The sequence below is a fragment of the Thiothrix subterranea genome (genome assembly GCF_016772315.1).
GTDB lineage: Bacteria > Pseudomonadota > Gammaproteobacteria > Thiotrichales > Thiotrichaceae > Thiothrix > Thiothrix subterranea.
Window position 1 is genome coordinate 192,026 of sequence record NZ_CP053482.1, and the last position, 24,725, is coordinate 216,750.

The window sequence follows — 24,725 nt, forward strand, 5'->3', positions numbered from 1 at the left end:
CAACGGATTTTTCATGCAAATCAATGTCGCCCTCGAACAGGGCACGCTCAACCTGACCATCGAATCTGGCACACATTCGCCGGATGAACTCTTCGGCTTTGCGCAACGCCGCAACCCGAAACGCGCTTTTCTGTTTGTCTCCAAAGTGTTGGGCAGACACATTCCGGTATCGCCAGCGGTCATGCGCAACGCCACGGATACCCTTGCCGCGCAAATCCCCGCTGACTTGCCGGGGCCAGTCGTCGTCATCGGCATGGCAGAAACCGCGATTGCTATGGGTGCGGGTGTGCAACAAGCCCTCAGCCGCAGCCGCGACGACACGCTGTACCTTTGCACCACGCGCCACCCGCTGAACTTGCCGATTTTGGTCGAATTCCGCGAAGAACACAGCCACGCCACCCAGCAAGTACTGCATCTGCCGCAACACGCCGCCGATGTCGAATTGCTACGCACGGCACGTACTTTAGTGTTGGTCGATGACGAAGCCTCCACAGGCAAAACCTTTGCCAACTTGCTGGAAGCCTTGCAACGCGCCGGACTGGATCAGTTTGAACACATCGTCGCCGCCACCCTCACCGACTGGTCGGGCGGTGCTGCCGCCGAACGGCTGGGCGAACGCGCCATTGCCGTTTCACTGCTGTCAGGGCGTTGGGATTGGCAAGCCAACGACGCGCCGCCGCCAGAAATGCCGCAAGTCGATGTTTTGGGTACGGGCGAATGGCACGCCAATCCTGCCAATGATTGGGGACGTTTGGGTGTTCGCAAACATCGGGTTTCTAACTTCAACATAAACGTCACGCCCTGCGAACGCATCCTAGTCCTCGGTACAGGCGAATTCGTCTGGCCACCCTTCTTACTCGCAGAACACCTAGAACAACAAGGCGCAACCGTGCATTTCAGCGCCACCACCCGCTCCCCCATTGCCTTGGGTCACAGCATCCAACACCGCTATTGCTTGCACGACAATTACGGGCAAGGCATTGCCAACTTCCTCTACAACGTCGTGCCTGAAAATTACGACCGCATCCTATTGTGCAGCGAGCCGCCCGCGCATTTGCTGGATAAAGAGCTAATCAACGTCTTGAACCCCACCTGTGTGGAGTTCTACCCGTGAAGCCCTTATTACTCACCGATTTGGATGACACGCTATTTCAGACTGCCCGCAAAATGCCAGCGGATGCGGATAAAATCCCCGCCGCGCAAGGCAAAACCAGCGACAGCGGGAGCTTTATGCACCCTTGGCAACACGATTTCATCCACTGGGCACTGGACTGCATGACCGTGATTCCGGTGACGGCGCGGGGAATTACCTCTTTCAAACGTGTCCACTTGCCCTTCCAACATGGGGCGGTGTGCGTCCACGGTGCGGCTATCCTGACCCCCGATGGTCAGGTGGATGCAGCATGGCATTCACACATCCAACCGCAACTTGCCGCTTACCAAGACCGCCTACCAGATATGTTGGCAATCGCGCTGCAAACAGGTGAAACGCTGGGGTTATCTTTACGCGGCTGGCTGGAATCGGTAGAAGACAGCGCGGCGTATCTGGTGGTCAAAAGCAATACCGCCAGCGCAACAGACCTCCAACAACTGCTGCACGCCTTACGTGAAACCCTTAACTTGCAAGGCTTCTACACCCACATGAATGGCAACAACCTCGCACTGCTGCCCGATTTCGTCAATAAACGCGCAGCAGCAGCGGAAATTCTGCGGCGGCATACGGCTGAACACGGGCGTACTCCGGTATTCGGCATGGGCGATAGCGTGTCCGATTTGGGATTTATGCGCCTGTGTGATTTCGCCGCCTTCCCGCCCAACACGCAAATTTGCAGGCAGTTACCATGAGCGAAACCCAAGGCTTTCACGGCTCGTATGCTGCCAGCGATGTCACGTTTCTGTTGCGGCAAATCGTGATGGAAACCACGCCCGTGGAGGAAAAGGAACGCCTGATTCAAAGCGGGCAACGCCATTATTCCGAAATGCTGACGTTGGAATCGCCGCCATCGGCTGCGCATCAAGCCTTGTTCGAGCAAGCACTGGATGATGGGCTGGAACGCCTTGCCCGCGAAGTGCAAGCCTTGGCACTGGCCTTGCAACAACGTCGCCCAAATCGCCCGATTGTGCTGGTCAGTTTCGTGCGGGCGGGTGTGCCGTTGGGCGTATTGCTGGTACGTGCCTTGCGCGAGTTGGGTGTGGAAAGTGAGCATTACGGCATCAGCATTGTGCGGGACAAAGGCATCGACCAAGCAGCGGTGGATTGGATCGAGCAACGCCATGCCTTCGCTGACATTGTGTGGGTCGATGGCTGGGTCGGCAAAGGCGCAATTCATGGCGAATTACAACGTTCGCTAGGTAAACGTTACCCTGACAGTGAGATTCCCTTGGTGGTGTTGGCTGACCCGACCGGCAAGGCGTGGCTGGCAGCATCCGGGGAAGATTGGCTGATTCCATTTGGCGTTTTAGGCTCTACCGTTTCCGGCTTGGTGTCGCGCTCGATTTTACGCGAGGATGGCGGCTGGCACGCTTGCGTCAATTACGCGCATTTGGCGGAATACGATGTTAGCCAATGGTTTGTCGATACCGTGGATGCTTGCCGTCGTCGTCAACAGGGTGTCGCGGCGGCAGATTGGGCGGATGCGTTGCGCCACACCCTGCTGGCGCAATCACAAGCTACCATTGCACAACTAGTTGAAACCTATGACATTACCAACCTTAACCGCTTGAAACCGGGGATTGCGGAAGCCACCCGTGCGGTCATGCGGCGCGTGCCAGAACACATTTTGGTGCAGCGCCTCGATGACCCGAATATCCGCTTATTACGCCATCTTGCCGAATCGCGGGGTATTACCCTGCAAGCGGTTGGGGATGGGCTTGCGCCATACCGTGCGATAACCATAATCAAGAAGACCACATGACCACACGAATTTCTCCTTACCAGTTAGGCGCAACCTTATACATGCCAGCAACACGCCCCGATTTGCTGGAGGTGATTTTACGGCAGAAAATCCCCGATCTGCGCTCGATGGTGATTTGCCTCGAAGACGCGGTGCGCGAAGATGAAGTCGCTGCCAGCTTGACTAACCTGCAACACTGTTTGCACGAACTGCGCGGGCAAGAGCGCGGCGTACCGCTGGTATTTATTCGCCCGCGTCATCCCCAGATGGCGCACAAGCTATTGGCGATGCAAGGCATTGAGTGCATTGACGGCTTTGTGCTGCCCAAGTTTGATAACCAGTCGTTTGCAGCGTGGTATGCGGTGGTGCAAGCTGCGCCCGCGCATTTGCTGTTTATGCCGACGCTGGAAACCGCACAAGTGTTGGATGCATTGGCAGTGCGCGAATTGTGCGAACGCTTGCAAGATGACGGGATTAAGTCGCGGATATTAGCATTACGGATTGGCGGTAACGATTTGTTGTCGTGCTTACGCTTGCGTACTCACCATGCCCATACCTTATACGATGGCCCGTTGGGGTATGTCGTGGCAATGCTGGTGACGCATTTTGCTCCAGCAGGTTTTCACTTGACCGCGCCCGTGTTTGAATATTTTCAGGATCACACCGTCTTGCAAGCCGAATTCCAGCGCGATTTGCTGCATGGTTTGGTGGGTAAAACGGTGATTCACCCTAGCCAGATTGCGGTGATCCATCAGGCGTTGAAAGTGGATAGCCGTGATTACGAAGCGGCGTTGCGGATTTTGGATGATGCCATGCCTGCGGTATTCCAGTTTGAAGGCGCGATGTGCGAACCCGCGACGCATCACCATTGGGCAGTGCAGGTGATGGAACGTGCCAAGCATTTTGGGTGTCATTTGCACGCGGTGGCGGTGGATGAGGGCATGGAGAAAGAGTGTGCGGCGTTGTATTAAGGCAACCTCTCCCCTCACTTCATTGCTATAATCCCCCGTATGGGAAATAAAGACATCATCAGCAAATCCGTACTGGGTCATTTAGCCGCCGATATTGCCAATCTATTACTCAATTTGAATGTAGATGCGCAAGATGTGGAGCTACTGGATACCGAACAGCAGCGCGTCGAACAGCGCCGTGCCGACCTAGTGGCGCGGATGCGCAGCAAAGCCGACGATACACCGTTTATCTTGCATATCGAAATTCAAAACCAGAATGACACGGCGATGCCTTTACGCATGTTGCGTTATTTCACTGATATTCAGCTCGCTCACCCACAGGAAAGTGTACACCAGCACTTAATTTACATAGGCAAAGAGCGCCTCACCATGCCCGATCATTTTCAGGCACGCGCTTTCACCTACCGCTATGAACTGCTGGATATGCACACCGTGGATTGCAGTTTATTGCTCACGCAAGACACACCGGACGCGCTGGTTCTCGCCATTTTATGCGACTTCAAAGGTCGCCCCGAACAAGAAATGGTCAATTACATCGTGCTGCGCTTACGCGAGCTGATGGGCGAAGACGAAAGCGGTTTCCGCAACTACTTTGAAATGCTCGAAACCTTGGCTGAAAACCGTGATCTACAACCTTATTTAGAAGAGGCTGAAAAAATGTTAACTGAAGTCGATGTAACAAAATTTGCCTCCTACCGCTGGGGAGTACGAGCGGGTCTTGAACAAGGGATCGAACAAGGCATCGAAAAAGGCGAGTTAAAAAAAGCACAAGAGATTGCTCGTCAATTGTTAACGCTGGGTGTGATTCCAGAAGAAGACGTTGCACGTATTACCAGCTTAAGCTTGGAGCAAGTAATAGCGCTGCGATCACAGCACTAGGGGTTTACACGCCCCCCAACTGCGCCGAAATCGCCTTCCCCGCCGCCTGCACCGCCTCCACCCACGCCATCTGCCGCCGCTCCATCGGGGCAGATACCGACAGACCCGCCACTGCCCTGCCCGTGCTGTCATAAATCAACACACCGATGCACCCTACGCCGATTTCCGCCTCTTCATTATCCAGCGCGTAGCCCTGTTGCGCCGCTTGCTGGCAAACGCTCAGCAATTGCGGTAAGGTCGAAAGCGTGTTGCGGGTATACGCGGGTAAATTGGTGCGCTGCGCGTAGCTGCGAATATCGTCATCACTGCCCACCCCCAACATCAGCTTGCCGACGGCGGTAACGTGCAGCGGCGCACGGCTGCCGACCACTTGTTGCACATGCATCATGCGGTTCGGCGTGGCTTTTTCGATGTACACCACCACATCGCCTTCGCGCAAAGTGAGGTTGACCGACTCGTTCAATTGATCACGCAAGGCTTCCATGTAGGGCAACGCCACCGAACGCAAGTCGATCTTATTGTGCAAACGCACCCCTAATTGCAACAAGTGAATCCCCAGCCGGTAACGCCCCGCCGGGTCACGTTCCACAAACCGATTGTCGATCAAGGAACTGAGGATGCGGTGCGCGGTGGAAGTGTGTAACCCCGTTTCCGCGCTCAACACTTTCAGGCTGATCGGCTCAGGGTAACGGGCGATGGCATCGAGCAACGCGGCGGCGCGGTCGATGACTTGGATACGGGTGGTGTCGGTTTCTGCTTTCATGGCAGTAGTATAGAACAATTTCCCACAATGTGGAAACTATACCGTATTGCGATAAATCACCAGGACGCTTATTGTTAGCCCATAGCAACACATTCAGGAGACACGACCATGACTGCACCCACTTTCTGCGAAGGCATCTTGCATTTCGGCGCACCATCCAGCGCGTTCACGCAATACGGCGCGAGTTCCGCGATTGCCCCTAATCAAACCGCGATCACCGCAATCAACGACCAAGCCGTTTACCAATGCCGCTTAATCGTTGATGCCTTGCGCTATACCACGCTGCAATTGTGCGCCTCGAAAGAATCCGGGCATCCCGGCGGCTTTGCCAGTTCTGCCGATGCTTACGCGGCGTTGGTGCTGTTGGGGCATACCAATATCGTCACGGAAGTGGGGCATCATGCGCCCGGTTTCTACAGCGCGATGTTCCTCGACGGCTCGCTGGAAGACATGGGCATTCATACCATGAACGATTTGCAAGCCCGTTTCCGCGAACGTGACGGCTTGTTGGGGCATTTATCCGGCGCGATTCCGGGCTTGCTCGCTCCCGCTGGCCCCTTGGGTCAAGGGCAACATTTTGCGATGGCGGGCGCGTACTTGAATCGCGACAAGCTGTTCCCCTGCACCATCGGCGACGGCGGTTTGGGCGAACCGTACATTTTGTCGGCATTCAAACACTTCCACACCAGCTACCCCGATGTGACCAATTTCTTGCCGGTCTTGGTATGGAACGGCTTCAGTCAGGAACACCATTCGATGGTGTCGCTGATGAGCAATGCGCAAATGCGGGACTACTGGAAAGCGCACGATTTCGGCAATGTGGTGCTGATCGACGCGAAAGATTTCGACGACGCAGGGCAGGAAGGCGCGTATGTGGATAGCACCCTGTTCAGCGATGCGGCGCGAACTGCCTTCACCCGTGCCGTCTTGGAAGGGGCAAAAGCCGCCGCCGATAGCGCGATGAACGGCACGATGTCGGTGCTGATTATCAAGCAAATCAAAGGTTCAGGCATTCACATCCACGGCGCAAAATCGCACAACCTTTACCCCGGCGACACAGTGCAAAAACCCGCGATTGCGGCGGCACTGGAAAAAGGCGCACTCACCCCCGCCGCGTGGGAATTGGTACGCACCACGATGCAACGTGCCGGTGGCGGTTCTGCCAGCCGCACGGTCGTGACCGAATTTGAACGCGCTCTGCCTGATGCCAGCCACTTGCCACGGCAAGATTTCGCGGTCGGTGATAAAGCCGTACCCGCGACCGCGATGGGGCAGATGGTCGCGGAACTCGGCAAGCGTGACCCGCTGTTCGTCGTCACCAATGCCGATGGCAACGAAGCCTCGAACATGAAAATCATCAACGATGTCTTGAAAATCCGCCACCCGACCGTTGACCCGCTCTACAACCAAAGCCCGACGGGGCAAGTGTACGAACCGCTCAACGAAGACGCTTGCGCCGGATTCGCCGCTGCCTTGGCACTGTTTGGTGGACGTTCGCTGTGGTTATCGTATGAAAGTTTCGCCATCAACGGCTGGCCGATCGTGCAAACCGTCGGTCAGGCAATGGCAGAATTGCGCCGCAAAACTCCAGCCGTCGTGACCATGTTTACCGCTGGTGCGTTGGAGCAAGGGCGCAACGGCTGGACGCACCAACGCCCCGAAATCGAAAACTATATCGGCGGACAAATGCGCAACGGCAACGTGTACCTGCTGTATCCGGCGGATGCCAATATGATCCAAGCGGCTTACGGCTGGGCGGTGGAACAGGTCAATAAAAACATCAGCATTATTGCCTCCAAATCGCCGCTGACGGTGTACACCACGCCTTCGCAAGCCAACGCTGCAATTGAACAAGGCGCGGTCACGCTGTATGAATCGCGGGATAGCAGTTGGGAAACCATCGTGTTTGCGGTCACGGGCGACATGATTTACCAGCCGGTATTTGAAGCAAAAGACAAGCTGGAAGCGGCGGGCTATCGGGTACGCATTGTGTGCGTTGCCAATCCACGCCGCTTGTACCGGGCTGCCGATGTCGCTTGGCAACACAGTTCCGAGGCGGATGGCGCATTCATGAGCGATACCGATTTCCACGGGCTGTTTGATGGCGATGCGCTGATCGGGGTTAGCGGCGGCGGCACGATTGCGCTCGAATCCGTGTTGTTGCGCAGCCGTGCGCCCAAGCGTGACCTGTTCGGCTGGCAACGCGGCGAAACCACCGCCAGCGCCAACGAACTCATGGCTTACAACGGCATTACGGCGGATAAGCTCACCGCGTGTGCGCTCGGCATGGTAGGTGAGGCACATGAATAACGCGCCGCTCACCAAAATCATTGCCATCGACGACGATCCGACGGGTTCGCAAACGGTACACAGTTGCCTGCTGCTCACCCGCTGGGATGTCGCCACTTTGCTGGAAGCCTTGCACGATGATGCACCGCTGTTTTTCGTGCTGAGCAATACACGCGGGATGGATGCGGCGAGTGCGGCAAGCGTGACTCGGGAAATTTGCGTCAACTTGCGGGAAGCCTTGGCGCAAGCAGCGGACGCGGGTGTGATGATTCAACCCGTGGTGGTTAGCCGTTCGGATTCGACCTTGCGCGGGCATTATCCGGTGGAAACCGATGTGATCGCGGCTGAACTGGGGCCGTTTGATGCGCATTTCCTTGTCCCTGCGTTTTTTGAAGGCGGACGCATTACCCGCGACGGTACACATTATTTGCTGGTGGATGGCGAGCCTGTTCCCGTGCATGACACCGAGTTTGCCAAGGATTCGGTGTTTGGGTTCAGCACCGCCTTTTTGCCGGATTATGTCGCGGAAAAAACCGGCGGACGCATTCCCGCCAGCGCGGTGCAACGTTTCAGTTTGCACGACGTGCGCGGTGATATTGGCGGGCGTTTGCAGGCGTTACACGACAATGTGTGTTGCGTGGTGGATGCGGAACAGCAAAGCGACTTGGATCAGTTTGCGCAGCAAGTGTTGGCGGCGGCACAGACCGGCAAGCGGTTTCTGTTTCGCAGTGCCGCAAGTTTGCTGACCGCGTTTGCCGCCCTGCCCCCACAACCTGTTGCTCCGGCAGCAATGGCGCAATTTGTACGCAATGGCAAGGCGGGTGTGGTGCTGATGGGGTCGCACGTCGGCAAATCCACCCTGCAATTGCAGTATTTGCTGGCGCATACCGATGTATTGCCGCTGCATATCGACCTTGAGCAATTGGTGGCGGATGAGGCCGCTTTATTTGCGGATTTGCAAGCGCAGTTGCAGGCGGCGAATCAGCAGAATCGTGGCGTGGTGTTATACACCAGTCGCGCCGAAAAGCAGTTTGCCAGCAAAGCGGAACGGCTGGCGTTTGGGGATCAGGTGGCTGCGTTTTTGGTGCGCTTGGTGCAACACTTGCCTGCGGACATTGGCTTTTTAATCAGCAAGGGCGGGATTACCTCGAACGATACCTTGAGCAAAGGCTTGGCATTGCGTACCGCACGGGTACTGGGGCAAATTCGGGCGGGGTGTTCGGTGGTGATCTGCCCCGATGATCATCCGCGCTTTCCTACACTGCCGGTGGTGATTTTCCCCGGCAATGTGGGCGGGGATGAGGCGTTGGCGGAGGTGTATGGCTTGCTCAGTGCTGCGTAACGCGATTACCCTACATTTGCCCTGTTATTTTTCCATAGTATGATTGAGGTTTTACCTCATTCAGTAGAGAACTTAGACGCATGACCGTGAAATCTTTCCACCCACCCGTTCGTACCCTCATGGGACCTGGCCCTTCCGACGTTAGCCCGCGTGTTCTGGGGGCAATGGCTCGCCCGACGTTGGGGCATCTTGACCCGATGTTCGTGGGCATGATGGACGAAGTGAAAGCAATGCTGCAATACGCTTTCCAAACCAAAAACGCGCTGACGATGGCGGTGTCTGCGCCCGGTTCAGCGGGTATGGAAACCTGCTTTGTGAATCTGGTCGAGCCGGGTGATAAGGTCATCGTTTGCCAAAACGGTGTGTTCGGCGGGCGTATGAAAGAAAACGTCGAGCGTTGCGGCGCAACCGCGATCATGGTGATGGATGACTGGGGCAAGCCGGTTGACCCGAACAAAGTTGAAGCGGCTTTGAAAGCGAATCCTGATGCTAAAGTCGTGGCGTTTGTTCATGCGGAAACTTCCACAGGTGCTCAATCTGACGCACAAACGCTGGTGAAACTGGCACACGATTACGGCTGTTTGACCATCGTGGATGCGGTCACTTCACTGGCAGGCACGCCGCTGAAAGTGGATGAGTGGGAAATCGACGCGATTTATTCCGGTACGCAAAAATGCCTATCATGCGTCCCCGGCATTTCCCCGGTAAGCTTCGGTGATCGGGCGATTGAACGCATCAAAAACCGCAAAACCCCCGTGCAAAGCTGGTTCATGGATATGAATCTGGTCATGGCTTACTGGGGCGGCACGGGCAAACGCGCTTACCATCACACCGCTGCGGTCAACACGTTGTACGCGCTGCACGAATCGCTGGTGATGTTGCAAGAGGAAGGCTTGGAAAATTCATGGGCGCGTCATGCGCGTAACCATCAAGCCTTGAAAGCGGGGATCGAAGCGATGGGCTTACGTTTCGTCGTCGATGAAGCTTACCGCTTGCCACAACTGAACTCCGTCACGCTGCCTGAAGGTGTGGATGAAGCGGCGGTGCGTACTGCCCTGCTCAACGATTACAGTCTGGAAATCGGGGCGGGCTTGGGCGCATTGGCAGGCAAAATCTGGCGCATTGGCTTGATGGGCTTTGCCAGCAATGAGAAGAACGTGCTGAATTGTTTGGGCGCGTTGGATGCGGTGCTGTCGGGGATGGATGCGCAGATTAATAGCGGTGTTGCGGTGCGGGCGGCGAAACAGGCTTTCGCGCAGTAATCGTAGTAACTGACCACAGACGTAGAGACGCAAAATCTTGCGTCTCTACCGCGCACTAGACCACCGTTCCCACTCCGAAGGTCGCAGTCCATAACGCGCTAACACGCCCTCATGCAGCCGCCGCAATTCTTCAATCAGCAAGGCTTGCACTTCCTCACGTTCCGCCACCTCAACCGTTTGCACGGCTTGGCGGATCATGTCTAGCGGGTCAGTGTTGGGCGCAAGCACCACTTCCCGAATCACACGTTTAATCAGCTCCCGATAGCGCAGCCGTAGCGGGTCGGGTTCAGCCAGATTTTGTTTAAGCGCAATGTATTCTTGGGTTGAACGCTCATACGCCCACACGAATACATCCCGCAGCAATTCCACGCGGGTCATCTCGTAAACACCCAAAACAGCTTGGCTGTAAGCCGCTTCTGGCACATCTAAAAAGGTCAACGGGCAAAGGTTATGCTGCAACAGTGGCAGATTGGCAGCCAATCGCGAGGTGCGCTTATTCACATCCGCAAAGGGTTGCAAATAAGGCAGATGCACCATCACGAAAAATGCCTGTTCAAACGGGTCACGGATCTGATTCGCTTTATCCAACACCTGATCAAACTGGATAGCAATCTGTGGCGGGACATCCAAGGGGCGAAACGTACTGTGGCTGATTTCCACCAAATGTTGGCGCAAACGCCCCTCATCCGCCGGATTGGCTAACAAGTTTTCCGCGAGCGCACTGTGTAAATTCATGACGGTATAGCGGTTAAAACCGGCGGTACTGATATTGTCGATCAGCAATTCAATCGCCGCCTTGTGGTTCAGGATCATCTGCGTTTCAGTTACCGCTTTGCCAGCCGCGACCGTGCCTTGTTCAATCAAAGCGCGGGTATCCAAACGCGAATAAGTGTTGCCTTCCAAATGGCTGGATGCCCACGACAAATCAATCAGCAAGCGGTTGAGAATCGCCCGTCCATACGTACCCGCTGGGCGCGTACTTACGCCCGTATTGCCCATTTTGTGCAATTGCCGCCGCAACGATTCGGGCAAGTAAGCACTACGGTTGGGCTGATAACTGTCGAGGAAATCCCGCTGATAACCAATCGGTTTACGTGCCGAAAGCGCTTGATTGATGTACACCAGAATATCGCGGCTATCGGCAGAGAGCGGGATATGCGCGGGAAAACTCTCGTGTATTAAGGTTTGCTTTGAAATCATGCGTGTTGTCCGTGGCGCGAATCAGTAACGATAGTGGCACGATTATGGCGCGTATTGCCTATTCACGCCATTGTGATTATGCGCAATGCCCGTTCATCCGCCCAGATTTGACCAAATAAATTAATTTTATTATATTAATCCCACAGTAAATGAACCCTTGCAACTTGAACAGTGGATCGCTGTTCGCGCAAAAAGCCTGTCAAAGCGACATCAGCTTGCTCTTTACTAGGGCGGGGACTGACTAGTAGTGCGAATTGCATTGCGTTTCTAGGAAACCAATATCGCACTACTAGTCGTCCCCGCATCGAGTGTAGCAAGCTGATCTTCTGGATGAACGAAGGTATTTACTGCCCAATAGCCGACTTCGTGTCGGCTATTTTATTAAAAATAATAGAAAATCAGGGATTTGCATGAGCCAACTCACCCGCCAGCAACTCTACGACAAGATTAAAGAAACCTCCAAGGATGAATACATCCTCAGCGAGATGCAACGCTTGGGCTACTGGAAGGAAGACGCACAGCCGACGCTGGCAGAATCCCTGATCAAACGCCGTGGGGATTTACAACGTCAAATCAATGCCTTATCGTCGCAAATTACCGACCCCAAAGCCGCACTCAAAGCCATCCACCAAGAACGCATGGCAGCAGCGCGTCAGCAGCGCATTGATACCAAGGTCAAACGTGAAGTCGACCGTTACCAACGCGCACAGGCTTGGCACGAAAAGCAGCAAAACCACATCCATTACCTCGGTGATGCTGCCGGATTCAGACCCGCCGCCGCCGACGACGTGTCCGACGCAGAACGCCTCAACCGCCTAGGTTTACCCGTCTATTCCAATGCCGCCGAACTCGCCGCAGGCATGGGCATTACCCTCAACGAATTGCGTTTTCTGACCTACAGCAATCAAGTCTCACGGGTGTGCCACTACCAACATTTTGCGATGCAGAAAAAGTCCGGCGGCACACGCCTGATTTCCGCGCCGATGCCGCGCTTGAAACGCCTGCAATACTGGGTGTTGGGCAACATCCTGCAACCGCTGGAACTTACCGATCAAGCGCACGGTTTCGTCACAGGGCGCAGCATTGTCAGCAATGCCCAGCCGCATTTAGCGCAAAAAGTCGTGATCAATATGGATCTGAAAGACTTTTTCCCCACCGTCACCTATCCCCGCATCAAAGGCACGTTTGCGCAACTTGGCTACAACAACGAAGTTGCGTCTTTACTCGCACTGCTGTGTTCCGAAGCCGATACGCAAACCGTGGAAATGGACGGGCAACGCTATTACCTCAACAGCACCAGCCGCCGCTTGCCACAAGGCGCACCCACCAGCCCCGCCTTGAGCAACGTGATTTGCCGCACTTTGGATAAACGCTTGCAAGGCTTGGCGACCAAACACGGTTTTGCCTACACCCGTTACGCCGACGATTTGACGTTTTCCGGCACGGATACTGCCGCCGTTCCCGCCCTGTTATACGGTGCAAAAGCCACGGTGACAGCGGAAGGTTTCAACGTCCACCCCGACAAAACCCGCATCATGAAACAGGGCAGCAAGCAGGAAGTCACCGGCATTGTGGTCAACCAACACCTGTCGGTCGATAACAAAAAGCTCAAGCAATTTCGCGCTTTGCTGTTCCAAATCGACAAAGACGGCTACGGCGACAAAAGCTGGGGCAACGGCTACAACATTCTGGCCAGCATCAAAAGTTACGCGCATTACGTGCGCATGGTGAACCCCGAAAAAGGTAGCCGGTTTCTGGAGCAGATTGCCGCCATCCAGCAAAAACACGGCAAACCCAACGTGGCAATGAAGTTCAGCAATACGCAATTCCGCGAACGTGCCGCACAAGGCAAGTTACCGCTGGACGCGATGCACGTTGCCCCCATGAAACCAGCCCCGACGCTGGATGATACGCTTCAACACCGCGACGTGATTATCGAAGTCCAACAAGCCTTGGGGATACCGTTTCCGGCAGATGTTCTCTTGCCTGTTACGCCGCACCCTAGCCAACCGCAAGGCTTGGTATCCACACTAATGTCATTACTGAGAGGTAAATCATGAAACTGATTCGCCGTACTACCCTACGCTTTCAGGATGGCTCGTCCGACAAAGTGTACGAAGTTGACATTGTGGAAGCCGCCGATGACAGCTATTTGGTCAATTTCCGCTACGGACGTTCCGGCAAGCCCTTGACCGAAGGCAGCAAAACCGCCGCGCCCGTCGATTCCGCCAAAGCCAAAAAAGTCGCCGACAGCCTGCTGGTCAGCAAGATGAACAAAGGCTACCAAGTGCTGATGGGCTACAACCCCGTGACGGGCGAAACCATCGGCGCAAGTGCCGCCGCACAACCTGCCGCCGCGACGCGCAAAGGCAAAAAAGCCCAAAGCCGCGACCAGCAAATCCTCGAACGCCTGCAAAAATTCGCCGAGAGCGACACGATGACGATTGACGGCTACAGCCTGAGCCGCAGCGTGTGGAAAGCGGGCGAATTGCGCATTCCCGACCTAACCGCCGCACTGCAAGCGCTGCTCGCCAATCTGCCTGCCAAAGCCAAAGACGACGCGATGACGTATTACAGCATCGCATGGGCAGCGGGGCGCACCCGTGACCCTGCCGCGTTCGCCGTATTGCAGCAGCTCCAAGACAAAATCCCCGCGCATCTCTATCAATTTGCGTGTTTGCAAGTGGGGCAACCAGCGGAAAGTTGCTTACCTCAACTCGACCAAACGCTGGATGCCGTACAAGCCATCGAAGCCATCCAAGCCTTCGACCATTACGCCGCGATGTCTTTCGACCGTGTGAACAAGGAAGATCGTGCATACATCCAGCAAGTGCTGCATTGGCACGGGTTGAATGCCGCCATCGAACAGGCGTTAAGCCAAACCGTATTGGCAGATGCCGATCAGGATTTCATGCAACTGCGTGTCGATGCTGCCAGTTACGCTACGATTCAAGCGAACAAAGCCGCCGTGCCGGAACTCGAACCCGCGATTATGGATGTATTGCGTTACCACTATAACGCGCTGCTGGATCAGAAAAAGCACGAATACCAAGCCGATTTCGACCTGTATATTCAACTGTTGGCAGGCATGAATCTGGAAACCGTGTTAGCAAACGATACGTGGAATATTGCCCGCGCCAACGAAGGCAATGTGCAATACCTGTGGGGCGACTCCAAACGCAATCTGCAAAATGCCTTGAAAGCCACCGGCAAAGTAAAAAATCTCAATAGCTTGTGGCAGCGAGTGATCAACTACTACGAGCTGCAAAGCAAACGCCAGCAAGAGGTATCCGCAGAACGTTTGCAGCAATGCTATGCCATCCTACACACCCACCATGCGTATCACGATGTGGTCAACCGCGTTGTGCGTAAAATCAACGTAGACCGCTGGTTCTATGGCTACCAACACGACATTGATGCCGCCATCCGCAGCAAATACGACACCTCGTTGGCCTATCATGTGCGCCGCCTGTTCATGGATCGCTTTGCTGATTTACGTCAGGAAGCCCTCCAACCCAAAGAACAATTGCTGGAACATTACAGCCAGCAGGTGGTGAGTTTGTACGCGCTGGCCAGCATTGAGCCGGACAAACGTGCGGTGGCGTTCACCGCCATCCAACATGCGCCAGTCAACCAATCGTTTACGGCATCGTTCCGCAAGCTCTACAAAATGGCAGAGTTTTTGGATGATCACGAAGCCTTAGCCGTGCTGAATCATCGGCTGGAAACCACGCCAGACGATGGCAGACGGCAAAGCTGGCGCGAAGAAAATCCCAGTTTCACCCAACAAAGTAAACGCTATTTACGCCGCCGTACCGTGCGCCATTTGCGCAACTTAGGTAAGTTTTCCCCCAGTGATTATTTGCGACTGGCTCGGGAAATTCTGATATTAGCGGACGATGCATCCCCCGTGGCACAACGTACCCCGAAAAAACAACTGATTCATTTCCCCGACTTGGTGGCAATGAATTTCATCCTGCACCGTCACAGCCACTTATACGAACAAGACTACAAGGGTGCATGGTTTTTGCAGGAAAACCGTTCCACCGAAGCCAACCAGCCAGAAGCGTTTGCCACACTGTGGGCGTATGCGGGTCAGGATTTGCTCTACATCCTGCGCCACTGTAAAGCCGCAATGGTGAACGACTTTGCCTACCGTCGCCTGCAACCGCAAACTGCCTTCTTGCAGGAGCAAACGCAAGCAACGTGGTTGGAGCTGGTGGTGCGCCCTTACGAAAATACCGCGCTGCTGGCGTTGGAACATTTGCAAGGCAGCTTGCAACAAACCGAGGTGGTATTCGCGCTATTGAACGCGCAGTTTGCCGCCATTCGTCATCATGGCTTGGCGAACTTGACACCGGAGCATTTTGCGCAACAACCAGATTTATTGCTGAACTTACTGCTTTCACCGCATGATGATGTGCAGTTGTTCGCCAAGAATTACGTTTACGCGATGCCCAACAACCATACGCTGTTGCCGCTGTTATTGGCTCGTCCCGAACCTGCGCTACAAGCCTTGGGTATTGCGCTGATTGGCAAATTGAGTGATGCCGAAAAACGCGAATACCGCGTGCTGCTGTTCAATGCGCTGACCGATGAAAATGCTGAATTGCGCCGTGGTGCGCGGCTGGCGGTGTTATCAATCAAGGATACCGAGTTCCAGAAAGACATTTTCGCCCACATTTTGCCCGTGCTATTCAAATCCGAACCTGTCGAAGGTTACAGCGACGATATGCTGGCGATTGTGCAAGCAGTTGCGCCGATTCACGCCGAGATTGACCAGAACTTGCTGTGGCGGCTGCTGACGGCGAAAAGCAAATTAGCGGAACGTGCCGGGGCATTGATCTTGCCAGCCCACCCTGCTGGCGCGTTTTCAGTCAAGCAGTTGGCGATGTTTACCAAAATCCCCACCTTGCAAGTGCGAACGTGGGCAATGGCAGCGTTGCAAGCCGATTCCGCACGGGTGACGGAGCAATTCGCCGAAGCCGTGCGGATTCTGGATAACCGTTGGGATGATACCCGCACCCAAGCGATTGCGCTGTTTGCGGCGTTTGAGGCGGACTTTTGGACAAGCGAACGCGTGGTGGCAGTTTGTGATCAGGTCTACCATGATGTACAGCAATTTGGACGCGAACTGGTGTTGCGCGGCTTTGAACACGGCGAAGGTGAAACCTATTTGCTGCAATTGAGCCAACACCCTGCCAATAACGTGCAGTTGTTCGTGTCGAATTTCTTGCAGCAATACGCCAGTGGCAAGCCCGACACCATCCTCAAATTGCAAGGCTATTTCAATACGGTTTTGTCGCAGGTGAATCGTGGGCGTTTGGTGAAAGATCGGGTAATTGCCTTCCTGTTCAGCGAATCCGGCAAGGATGAGCAAGTGGCTCGCATGGTGGCGGCATTGTTTGCCGACCAATCCCTGAGCCGCGTGATTGCCGATAAAGCACGTTACATCAAGACCTTGTTTGAATTGCAAAACCGCTACGGCATCCAACAAACCCCGGTTCACGTCATCGCACCCGCAGTGAGGGCTTACTGATGGAATTTTCCCGCAAATACCACGGCAACTCGCAAGTCTCGAACACTAGCCGTGAAACCAGCATGGCATTCGTGCCGGATGTATTGCGTAACCCGACGTTTTTTGCAGCGGATTTAGGGCAACACATCCCCTTCCGCGAAGCCATGTCCGCGCTGCATCAGGTGGTAGTGTCGGATATGAGTTTCCAGCCCAAAGACAAATCCGATTACAAAGCGTGGCTGAAAGCGCAAGAAGATGTGTTTTTAGCGGAAGCAATGGCAAAACAGGGGCAAATCAAAGCGCAACTGGATGAATTACGCCAGCAAATGCGCGAAGTGCAGCACGCTGAAAGTGCCGTTTTGTCGCCGTTCTACACGGCACGTTCCAAGTATTTCCAGTATTTGTACAAAAACGATATGGATGCGTGGTTTGTACTCGACCCGGTGATTACCGTTCACCCTGACAGCCTTTTCTTTGAATGCTTTTCGCAGGACGAATCGAGTTACGGCAAACTGAGTTGCCGTTACGAAGTGTTTAAGAATGTACGCGAACACGCTTACGGCACGACCAATATCGACTATTCGCATGAGTTGTATCAGGAGTTTCAGAAAATCCGCGATTACAAACGCACCGAATTTGTGATTGATCCGTCGGGCTTTGAGGTCAAAACCGACCTGAGCGACGACTTCAAGGAGGAGAAAATCGACCTGCCCGACAGTTGGGTACGTGGTTTCCTGCAAGTCAGTTCGGCGATGAGCTTGCCGTTTACCGAATTCACGCTGCACCCGATGGATATGTACAATATCTTGCTGTTTTTGAAGCGGCATAAAGAAAAGACAGGCCCGCGTTCGTTACGGTTTTGCCTGACACCGGATCAGCCGATTCAGGTGAAGTTTGATCCGTGGGGCGAAACCTTGACGTGTCCGCGCAGTGTTTACACGGGCAATACGGCGCAGGAAGTACGGATTTGGGGACGGCGGCGTTTGTTCATCCTGGAACGCTTGCTGCCTATCGTGAAGCATTTCCGCGTGAGTCTGTTGGGTTCGGGTTTGCCGAGTTTCTGGGTCGCGGAAATGGAACACATGACCTTTACCTTGGGTTTGTCCGGTTGGAGTGCCAATGATTTTTCGCGCATGGGCAATTTCGACCTGATGGCTCCGCGTGGCGAAGTCGATAGCGTCACCGCCGAGCGCGTGTTTGCGGCATTGCAGACCACTTGGCAAGAAAGTGTGACTTCGCTGGCATTGCGCTTAGGGTTGGATGTGCTGACGGTTAAATCCGCATTGGGGATTTATTCGCAATACGGGCGCGTGCTGTACGACATGGATAAGGATGTGTACCGCATCCGCGAACTCAGCAAAGACCCGTTGCCAATGGATAAACTGCGTTTCAGCAATGAGCGCGAAGCCAAGGCAGATAATTTCCGTAAAGCGGGTTTGGTGACGGTGGTGGTGCGAGAAGCGCAGCAGAATGGACGGCAACTAGTGTGCGGTGAGGTCATCGACAATGCACACACTTACCAGCCAGAAATCACGCTGGATGCGGATATGCGACTGGTAGAAGCCAAATGTTCTTGCCACTTCTACATTCAGAATAAGCTGAATCAAGGGCCATGTGAACACATGTTGGCTGTACGCTTAGAAACACGCACCGCTAATTCCTAGTAAAATGCTAAGGTTTATGGGTAATCGCAACCAATAACTTCTACAATTCAGTCATAGTAATATTGGTAATAAGAGGAAATTGTTATGTTTAATCCTATTGAAATTCCCTTCGGTGCCACGATGTTGTTTAATGTGGTTGACTTGAAAGAAGGTGTAACCGTTGAAGACGTAGAACTCTTATTGGGCGAAATGTGTAATGTCGTCAAAAATAACTACGGCGATGACAACGGCGGATTTATCGGTGGACAAGTCTACCGCAATGCCGGTTTCATTTCCGAAGAGGGCAGCGTCGGTAGCGATGACAGTCACAAAAATAAGCGCGTTAAACAAAACATGGGCGATATTGTCATCGTGACTTATTGGAAGTCTTTTAAACAACACGAAAAATCTCATGCTGACAAATTGTTTAAAGAGAAATTCTCACAATTAGCGGCATTTTGTGATGATACCTATGAAGTCGGCTATGAAATGTTGTGGCAGGGCGTCCCTGAAGCACATTAAACACACATTAGTTGGCTGTCTTTTCAGCAACACGTTGGCGCAATGCATTCAAATGCTGTAACGTCGCGTAACCATCCGCTGGTAAATTGTTATCCATTTGCCAGCGGCGTACCGCAGCACGGGTGTTTGGTCCTAACTTACCATCCAAGCCATCCGTACTGTAACCCGCTGCCGTCAACAAGGTTTGCAACTCAACTTTCTCGGCATGACTTAGGGGCACATCTTCTTTAGGCCACATTGCTAACATCGGGGGCTTTCCCTGAATGCGATCACCTAAATAACCAACAGCGAGTGCATAGTTCTGCGCATTGTTGTACTTGAGAATCGCGTCGAAATTACGCAATGCTAAAAATGCAGGCCCCCGATAACCCGCAGGCAGCAACACAAACGCATTGCTAGTGCTGCTTTCCAACGCCTGCCCATTGACCGTGTTCACACCCGCAATGGTTCCCCAGATATTCAATGGCAACCAGAAATCCACATCCGCTTGTGACCAATCAAATTTAGCAGGCAAGCGCACTTCAAAACCCCAAGGCTGATCGCGTTCCCAGCCGGAACTGGCGAGATAATTGGCGGTGGAAGCCAGCGCGTCGGGGATGCTATTCACCAGATCGCGATGCCCGTCGCCATCAAAATCAACCGCGTAGCTTTCAAACGTTGTGGGAATAAACTGGGTGTGCCCAATAGCACCTGCCCACGAACCTTGCATCGAAATCGGCGGCATATCGCCATTTTGCACAATTCTTAAGGCTGCAATGAGCTGTTTCTGCCAGAATTCTCGCCGTTCTGTTTCCCCCGCATACGCCAGCGTCGCTAAGGAACGTACAATGCTGTAACGCCCGGTATGGCTACCAAAATTGCTTTCCAACCCCCAGATTGCCAAGAGGTATTCAGGCTGTACACCGTATTGTGCGTGGATACGCTGTAGCAGTGGGGCATAATCACGCAAGAGCTTTTGCCCATTGGCAATGCGTTCGGTTGACGCGGCGGTTTCGAGGTATTCCCAAACGGTTTTGGTGAATTCAGGCTGATGCGCTTCCAGACGTAGGACTTTTTTGTCAGGCACTAGACCGCGCAAAGCCCTATCCACGGTTTCGGCGTGAATGCCTTCTTTAATGGCAACCTGACGAAATTGCTGCTTCCATGCATCAAACGCACTGTCAACGGTGGTGCTGTATCCAAACAACACCACAACCAGCAATAACACTACCGGCAACCCATGTAACCACTTCTGGTTCATTCAGCCGTTCCGCACACTCGACAAATCATCGGGGTATAATAGCAGAGTTCGGTAAAAACGCTTGCGAGAGACCAAACTTTAGTCTTTTTTCTTGCCCGCAGGACGTGCAAACGGGCTGACATTGCCCGCCACACTGCCGGATTCGAGCGCATGGATTTTACTGACACCCGTGTGCTCCACCTCGTCGATGCGAATCACCGAGTGGATGGGAATGAAACTGCGCTTGACAGCTTCAAACTCCGTTTTGAGGCGCTCTTCACCGGGGTCAATGACCACCGTGCTTTGCGTACCGAAAACGATTTCTTCAACCACAACAAAGCCATACAAGTCTGATTCATAGACTTGTTTAGCAAAGATTTCGTAAATCTTGTCTTGGTTGACGAAAGAAATGCGGTAGATGCTGCGGTCGCTGCTCAACGGTTGTGCCTCAAGGAATAATAGTGGGGAAAATGGGGCTAGTTGTAGCAGAAAACCGCTGGGAAGTCACTTTCCCGCTAACATTCGCGCATCAATGATCGCCTTCCACGTCGCAGGGCCGGTGTTATGCACCGATTCGCCATTGCTATCCACCGCCACCGTGACCGGCATATCCTTGACCTCGAATTCGTAAATCGCCTCCATGCCCAGTTCGGGAAACGCCAGCACTTTCGCACCGGTAATCGCTTTGGACACCAAATACGCCGCCCCACCGACTGCCATGAGGTACACCGCGCCGAATTCCTTGATCGCTTCAATCGCAATCGGGCCGCGTTCGGATTTACCAATCATCCCCAGCAAGCCGGTTTGTTGCAGGATTTGACGAGTGAATTTATCCATACGGGTGGACGTGGTAGGACCAGCAGGGCCGACCACTTCATCACGCACCGGGTCAACCGGGCCGACGTAGTAAATGAAACGTCCTTTCAAATCAACGGGCAGTGTTTCGCCTTTATTGAGCATGTCGATCATGCGCTTGTGTGCCGCGTCACGCCCGGTGAGCATTTTGCCAGACAGCAAAACGGTTTCGCCCGGTTTCAAGTTACGTACTTGTTCGGGGGTGATGGTGTCTAGGTTGACACGGGTGGCTGACGCACCGCCGTCCAGCGAGATTTGCGGCCAGTTGGATAAATCTGGCGGGGTTTGCAGCGCAGCACCCGAACCGTCCAGCACAAAATGCGTATGGCGCGTCGCTGCACAGTTGGGGATCATGCACACGGGCAAAGAGGCGGCATGGGTGGGAAAGTCTTTGATTTTGACATCCAGCACCGTGGTTAAACCGCCCAAACCTTGTGCGCCTACGCCGAGGTTATTGACCTTTTCGTAGAGTTCCAGACGCAATTCTTCGACGCGGTTTTGTGCGCCACGGGCTTGCAGTTCTTGAATGTCGATGTGTTCCATCAGCACCTCTTTCGCCAATACGGCCGCTTTTTCCGCCGTGCCGCCGATGCCAATGCCGAGCATTCCCGGTGGACACCAACCTGCCCCCATCGTTGGCACGGTTTTTAACACCCAATCCACAATGCTGTCGGAAGGATTGAGCATGACCATTTTGGATTTGTTTTCAGAGCCGCCGCCTTTTGCCGCCACGTCAAACGACACGGTGTCACCAGGGACGATTTCGTAATGAATGACCGCAGGCGTATTGTCCTTGGTATTTTTCCGCGCCCCCGCTGGGTCGGCGAGGATGGACGCACGCAACACGTTATCGGGGTTCAGGTACGCACGGCGCACGCCTTCGTTGATCATGTCAGTGAGGCTCATGTCGCCTTCCCACTGCACGTTCATGCCGACTTTGACGAACACGGTAACGATGCCTGTATCTTGGCAAATCGGGCGATGCCCTTCGGCACACATGCGCGAATTGACGAGGATTTGCGCGATGGAATCCTTCGCGGCAGGGGATTCTTCACGCTCCCACGCTTGGTGCATCGCTTCGATGAAGTCGAGCGGGTGGTAGTATGAGATGAATTGCAGCGCATCCGCGACACTGGCGATTACGTGGTCTTGCTTAATAATGGTCATGGCTCTATTCCCTTGGTGGTTGATCAACTGCGGGCGGAGACTGTTTTTGTTGTGGCGCACAATCGTAGGCGAAAATGCGCGTGAATACCATTATTTCATGCCATGACGTTAAGCTATATACTGTTTCACCTCTTGTTTAACCCTAGAAGACCCTCATGCGCGTACTTGGAATTGAAAGCTCTTGTGATGAAACCGGCGTGGCGTTGTACGACACCGACAAAGGCTTGTTGGCGCATCGCTTGTTCAGCCAGATTGCGATGCACGCCGAATACGGTGGCGTTGTGCCGGAATTGGCATCGCGGGATCATATCCGCCGCGTGTTGCCGTTGTTGCGCGAGGCGTTGGTGGATGCGGGGATGACGATGAAGGATATTGACGGCATTGCCTACACCGCAGGGCCAGGGCTGATCGGGGCATTGCTGACGGGGGCTTCGATTGCGCGGTCGATGGCGTGGGGGCTGAATGTCCCTGCCGTGGGCGTGCATCACATGGAAGGCCATTTGCTCGCGCCGATGTTGGAAGAAAACCCGCCGGAATTGCCGTTTGTGGCGTTGCTGGTGTCGGGTGGGCATACCATGCTGGTGGATGTGCCGCGCATTGGCGAATACCACATTCTGGGCGAAAGCGTGGATGATGCGGCGGGTGAGGCGTTTGATAAGACGGCTAAACTGATGGGGTTGGAGTATCCGGGGGGGCCGTTGCTGGCGAAACTCGCGGAACAAGGACGTGAGGGGATTTACAAATTTCCGCGCCCGATGGTGGATCGACCGGGCTGTGATTTTAGTTTCAGCGGCTTGAAGACGTTTTCACTGACGACCTGGCAGAAGTCTGGGCAGACGGAGCAGGATAAGGCGGATATTGCGCGGGCGTTTGAAGAAGCCGTGGTGGATACGCTGTTTATCAAATGTCGGCGGGCATTGGAACAGGCGGGGCGTAAGCGGCTGGTAGTGGCGGGCGGCGTGGGCGCGAATCGACGCTTGCGGACGCGGCTGGCGGAGTTGAAGGCGGAGGTGTATTTCCCGCGTTTGGCGTTTTGCACCGATAATGGCGCAATGATTGCGTATGCGGGTGCGTTGCGCTTGCAGGCTGGCGCGAGTGAAGCGGCAGTGATTAATGCGCGTCCGCGTTGGCCATTGACCGAACTGGACGCGATTTAATCTCATGGAAACCGTTTAACCATGCCCTGCTCTACCCGTTACTTATGCGACCACGGTGTAAATCAGCCAGCCGGTATACACGAAGTAGACGCTTAACATCAAAATGCCTTCCCAATGGGTTAGGTGTCCCGGTTTACGGAAACCATACGCCATCACAAACAGGCCGAAGGTGACTGCCAACATGACCGGGAAATCACGGGTCAGTACTTCATCGGCAACCGCAATCGGGGCAATTGCCCCGGCAATCCCGACCACTGCCAAGGTATTAAACAAATTCGAGCCGACAATATTGCCCAGTGCCAAATCGGATTCGCCTTTGCGAGCCGCCGCAATGGAAGACGCCAATTCCGGCAATGAAGTACCCAGCGCGACAATCGTCAGCCCAATAATCAAATCGCTGACCCCTAAGGCATTCGCAATATCCACCGCACCCCACACCAGAATCCGCGAACTAATGATCAACAACACCAAGCCGACCGCCAACCATACCAAGGCGGTTTTCAACGTCATCGGGTGGCTTGCCAATTCTTCTTCTACCTCCGCAGACAGCGCATCATTCCGCCCACGCAGCGCCGCGTAAATAGACCAACCCACGATTCCGAAAAACACCACCAGCAAAATAACCGCATCCCAACGGCTGATTTCCTTGTCCCATAACAACAAACCCGACAACAGCGTCACCGCCAGCAAAATCGGCATTTCTTTGCGGACAATATCCGAATGCACCGCAATCACCGCAATCACGGCGGTTATCCCTAATATCAAGGCGATATTCAGTATATTGGAGCCATAAGCATTACCTAATGCCAAAGCGGGATTGCCTTCCCATGCGGCAAAGGCGGATACAGTCATTTCCGGGGCGGATGTACCAAAACCGACAACCACCATCCCGATCAGCAGTGAGGGCATTCCTAAATGTTTTGCGGTGGCAGCAGCGCCTTCGACAAATTTATCGGCGCTCCATACCAATACAGCAAGGCCGACAACAATAGCAGCTAGTGATAACAACATACTGGCATCCTTTGCGTTTGATGAGACAGGATG

At 54.1% G+C, this 24,725-nt stretch carries 19 protein-coding genes; 13 read left to right on the forward strand and 6 right to left on the reverse strand.

Going from position 1 to position 24,725, the window contains the following annotated elements; all coding sequences use genetic code 11:
* Positions 1-13 precede the first annotated feature (13 nt).
* From HMY34_RS00905 to HMY34_RS00925, 5 genes are read left to right on the forward strand one after another with little or no spacing between them, the layout of a single operon-like run.
* Positions 14-1,114: a phosphoribosyltransferase domain-containing protein gene (locus HMY34_RS00905; RefSeq protein WP_202717295.1), complete on the forward strand. Its 1,101-nt coding sequence runs from the start codon at positions 14-16 to the stop codon at positions 1,112-1,114.
* Entirely contained in the window at positions 1,111-1,845 is a 735-nt protein-coding gene (locus tag HMY34_RS00910; RefSeq protein WP_202717296.1) for an HAD family hydrolase, read from the forward strand. Before HMY34_RS00905 ends, HMY34_RS00910 begins: the two co-directional genes overlap by 4 nt.
* Positions 1,842-2,915, forward strand: coding sequence for a cysteine protease StiP domain-containing protein (locus HMY34_RS00915; protein WP_202717297.1), 1,074 nt, complete (start codon positions 1,842-1,844; stop codon positions 2,913-2,915). Before HMY34_RS00910 ends, HMY34_RS00915 begins: the two co-directional genes overlap by 4 nt.
* Positions 2,912-3,865, forward strand: a complete 954-nt coding sequence (locus HMY34_RS00920; protein ID WP_202717298.1) for an HpcH/HpaI aldolase/citrate lyase family protein — start codon at positions 2,912-2,914, stop codon at positions 3,863-3,865. Before HMY34_RS00915 ends, HMY34_RS00920 begins: the two co-directional genes overlap by 4 nt.
* A 39-nt stretch (positions 3,866-3,904) precedes the next feature.
* Entirely contained in the window at positions 3,905-4,744 is an 840-nt protein-coding gene (locus HMY34_RS00925; RefSeq protein WP_202717299.1) for an RpnC/YadD family protein, read from the forward strand.
* Between the two features lie 4 nt (positions 4,745-4,748).
* Here HMY34_RS00925 and HMY34_RS00930 read toward each other — a convergent pair whose 3' ends face one another.
* Complete coding sequence (locus tag HMY34_RS00930) at positions 4,749-5,507, reverse strand: IclR family transcriptional regulator (RefSeq protein ID WP_202717300.1); 759 nt, start codon at positions 5,505-5,507, stop codon at positions 4,749-4,751.
* A gap of 108 nt (positions 5,508-5,615) precedes the next feature.
* Here HMY34_RS00930 and HMY34_RS00935 point away from each other — a divergent pair, with 108 nt between their 5' ends.
* The 3 genes from HMY34_RS00935 to HMY34_RS00945 all read left to right on the forward strand — a co-directional run bounded on the left by HMY34_RS00935 (position 5,616) and on the right by HMY34_RS00945 (position 10,400).
* Positions 5,616-7,817: a phosphoketolase family protein gene (locus HMY34_RS00935; protein WP_202717301.1), complete on the forward strand. Its 2,202-nt coding sequence runs from the start codon at positions 5,616-5,618 to the stop codon at positions 7,815-7,817.
* Positions 7,810-9,138, forward strand: coding sequence for a four-carbon acid sugar kinase family protein (locus HMY34_RS00940; RefSeq protein WP_202717302.1), 1,329 nt, complete (start codon positions 7,810-7,812; stop codon positions 9,136-9,138). Before HMY34_RS00935 ends, HMY34_RS00940 begins: the two co-directional genes overlap by 8 nt.
* Before the next feature lie 80 nt (positions 9,139-9,218).
* A complete protein-coding gene (locus HMY34_RS00945; protein WP_202717303.1) occupies positions 9,219-10,400 on the forward strand; it encodes a pyridoxal-phosphate-dependent aminotransferase family protein in 1,182 nt (393 codons plus the stop codon).
* Between the two features lie 45 nt (positions 10,401-10,445).
* Here HMY34_RS00945 and HMY34_RS00950 read toward each other — a convergent pair whose 3' ends face one another.
* Complete coding sequence (locus HMY34_RS00950; protein ID WP_202717304.1) at positions 10,446-11,600, reverse strand: Fic family protein; 1,155 nt, start codon at positions 11,598-11,600, stop codon at positions 10,446-10,448.
* A gap of 410 nt (positions 11,601-12,010) precedes the next feature.
* Between HMY34_RS00950 and HMY34_RS00955 the strand changes: the two genes are divergently transcribed.
* From HMY34_RS00955 to HMY34_RS00970, 4 genes are all read left to right on the forward strand, one after another.
* Positions 12,011-13,660, forward strand: a complete 1,650-nt coding sequence (locus HMY34_RS00955) for a reverse transcriptase family protein (protein WP_202717305.1) — start codon at positions 12,011-12,013, stop codon at positions 13,658-13,660.
* Positions 13,657-17,139 carry a hypothetical protein gene (locus HMY34_RS00960; RefSeq protein ID WP_202717306.1) on the forward strand — a complete coding sequence of 1,161 codons (3,483 nt, stop codon included), beginning with the start codon at positions 13,657-13,659 and terminating at the stop codon, positions 17,137-17,139. The genes HMY34_RS00955 and HMY34_RS00960 overlap by 4 nt, the downstream gene beginning before the upstream one ends.
* Complete coding sequence (locus tag HMY34_RS00965) at positions 17,139-18,782, forward strand: SWIM zinc finger family protein (RefSeq protein ID WP_202717307.1); 1,644 nt, start codon at positions 17,139-17,141, stop codon at positions 18,780-18,782. Before HMY34_RS00960 ends, HMY34_RS00965 begins: the two co-directional genes overlap by 1 nt.
* An 84-nt stretch (positions 18,783-18,866) precedes the next feature.
* The gene (locus HMY34_RS00970; protein WP_202717308.1) at positions 18,867-19,283 is read left to right on the forward strand and encodes a hypothetical protein; all 417 of its coding nucleotides are present in this window, start codon (positions 18,867-18,869) and stop codon (positions 19,281-19,283) included.
* Positions 19,284-19,290: 7 nt separating this feature from the next.
* On the opposite strand, the gene HMY34_RS00975 is transcribed toward HMY34_RS00970, so the two are convergent.
* The 3 genes from HMY34_RS00975 to HMY34_RS00985 all read right to left on the reverse strand — a co-directional run bounded on the left by HMY34_RS00975 (position 19,291) and on the right by HMY34_RS00985 (position 22,524).
* Positions 19,291-20,523, reverse strand: a complete 1,233-nt coding sequence (locus HMY34_RS00975) for a lytic murein transglycosylase (RefSeq protein WP_202717309.1) — start codon at positions 20,521-20,523, stop codon at positions 19,291-19,293.
* Between the two features lie 78 nt (positions 20,524-20,601).
* The gene (locus HMY34_RS00980) at positions 20,602-20,940 is read right to left on the reverse strand and encodes a DUF1820 family protein (RefSeq protein ID WP_202717310.1); all 339 of its coding nucleotides are present in this window, start codon (positions 20,938-20,940) and stop codon (positions 20,602-20,604) included.
* A gap of 66 nt (positions 20,941-21,006) precedes the next feature.
* Positions 21,007-22,524, reverse strand: coding sequence for a fumarate hydratase (locus HMY34_RS00985; protein ID WP_202717311.1), 1,518 nt, complete (start codon positions 22,522-22,524; stop codon positions 21,007-21,009).
* A 155-nt stretch (positions 22,525-22,679) separates the two neighbouring features.
* Between HMY34_RS00985 and tsaD the strand changes: the two genes are divergently transcribed.
* On the forward strand, positions 22,680-23,681 hold the full coding sequence (gene tsaD / locus HMY34_RS00990; protein WP_202717312.1) for a tRNA (adenosine(37)-N6)-threonylcarbamoyltransferase complex transferase subunit TsaD: 1,002 nt from the start codon (positions 22,680-22,682) through the stop codon (positions 23,679-23,681).
* Between the two features lie 42 nt (positions 23,682-23,723).
* On the opposite strand, the gene HMY34_RS00995 is transcribed toward tsaD, so the two are convergent.
* Positions 23,724-24,692, reverse strand: a complete 969-nt coding sequence (locus HMY34_RS00995) for a calcium/sodium antiporter (protein ID WP_202717313.1) — start codon at positions 24,690-24,692, stop codon at positions 23,724-23,726.
* Between the last annotated feature and the right edge of the window lie 33 nt (positions 24,693-24,725).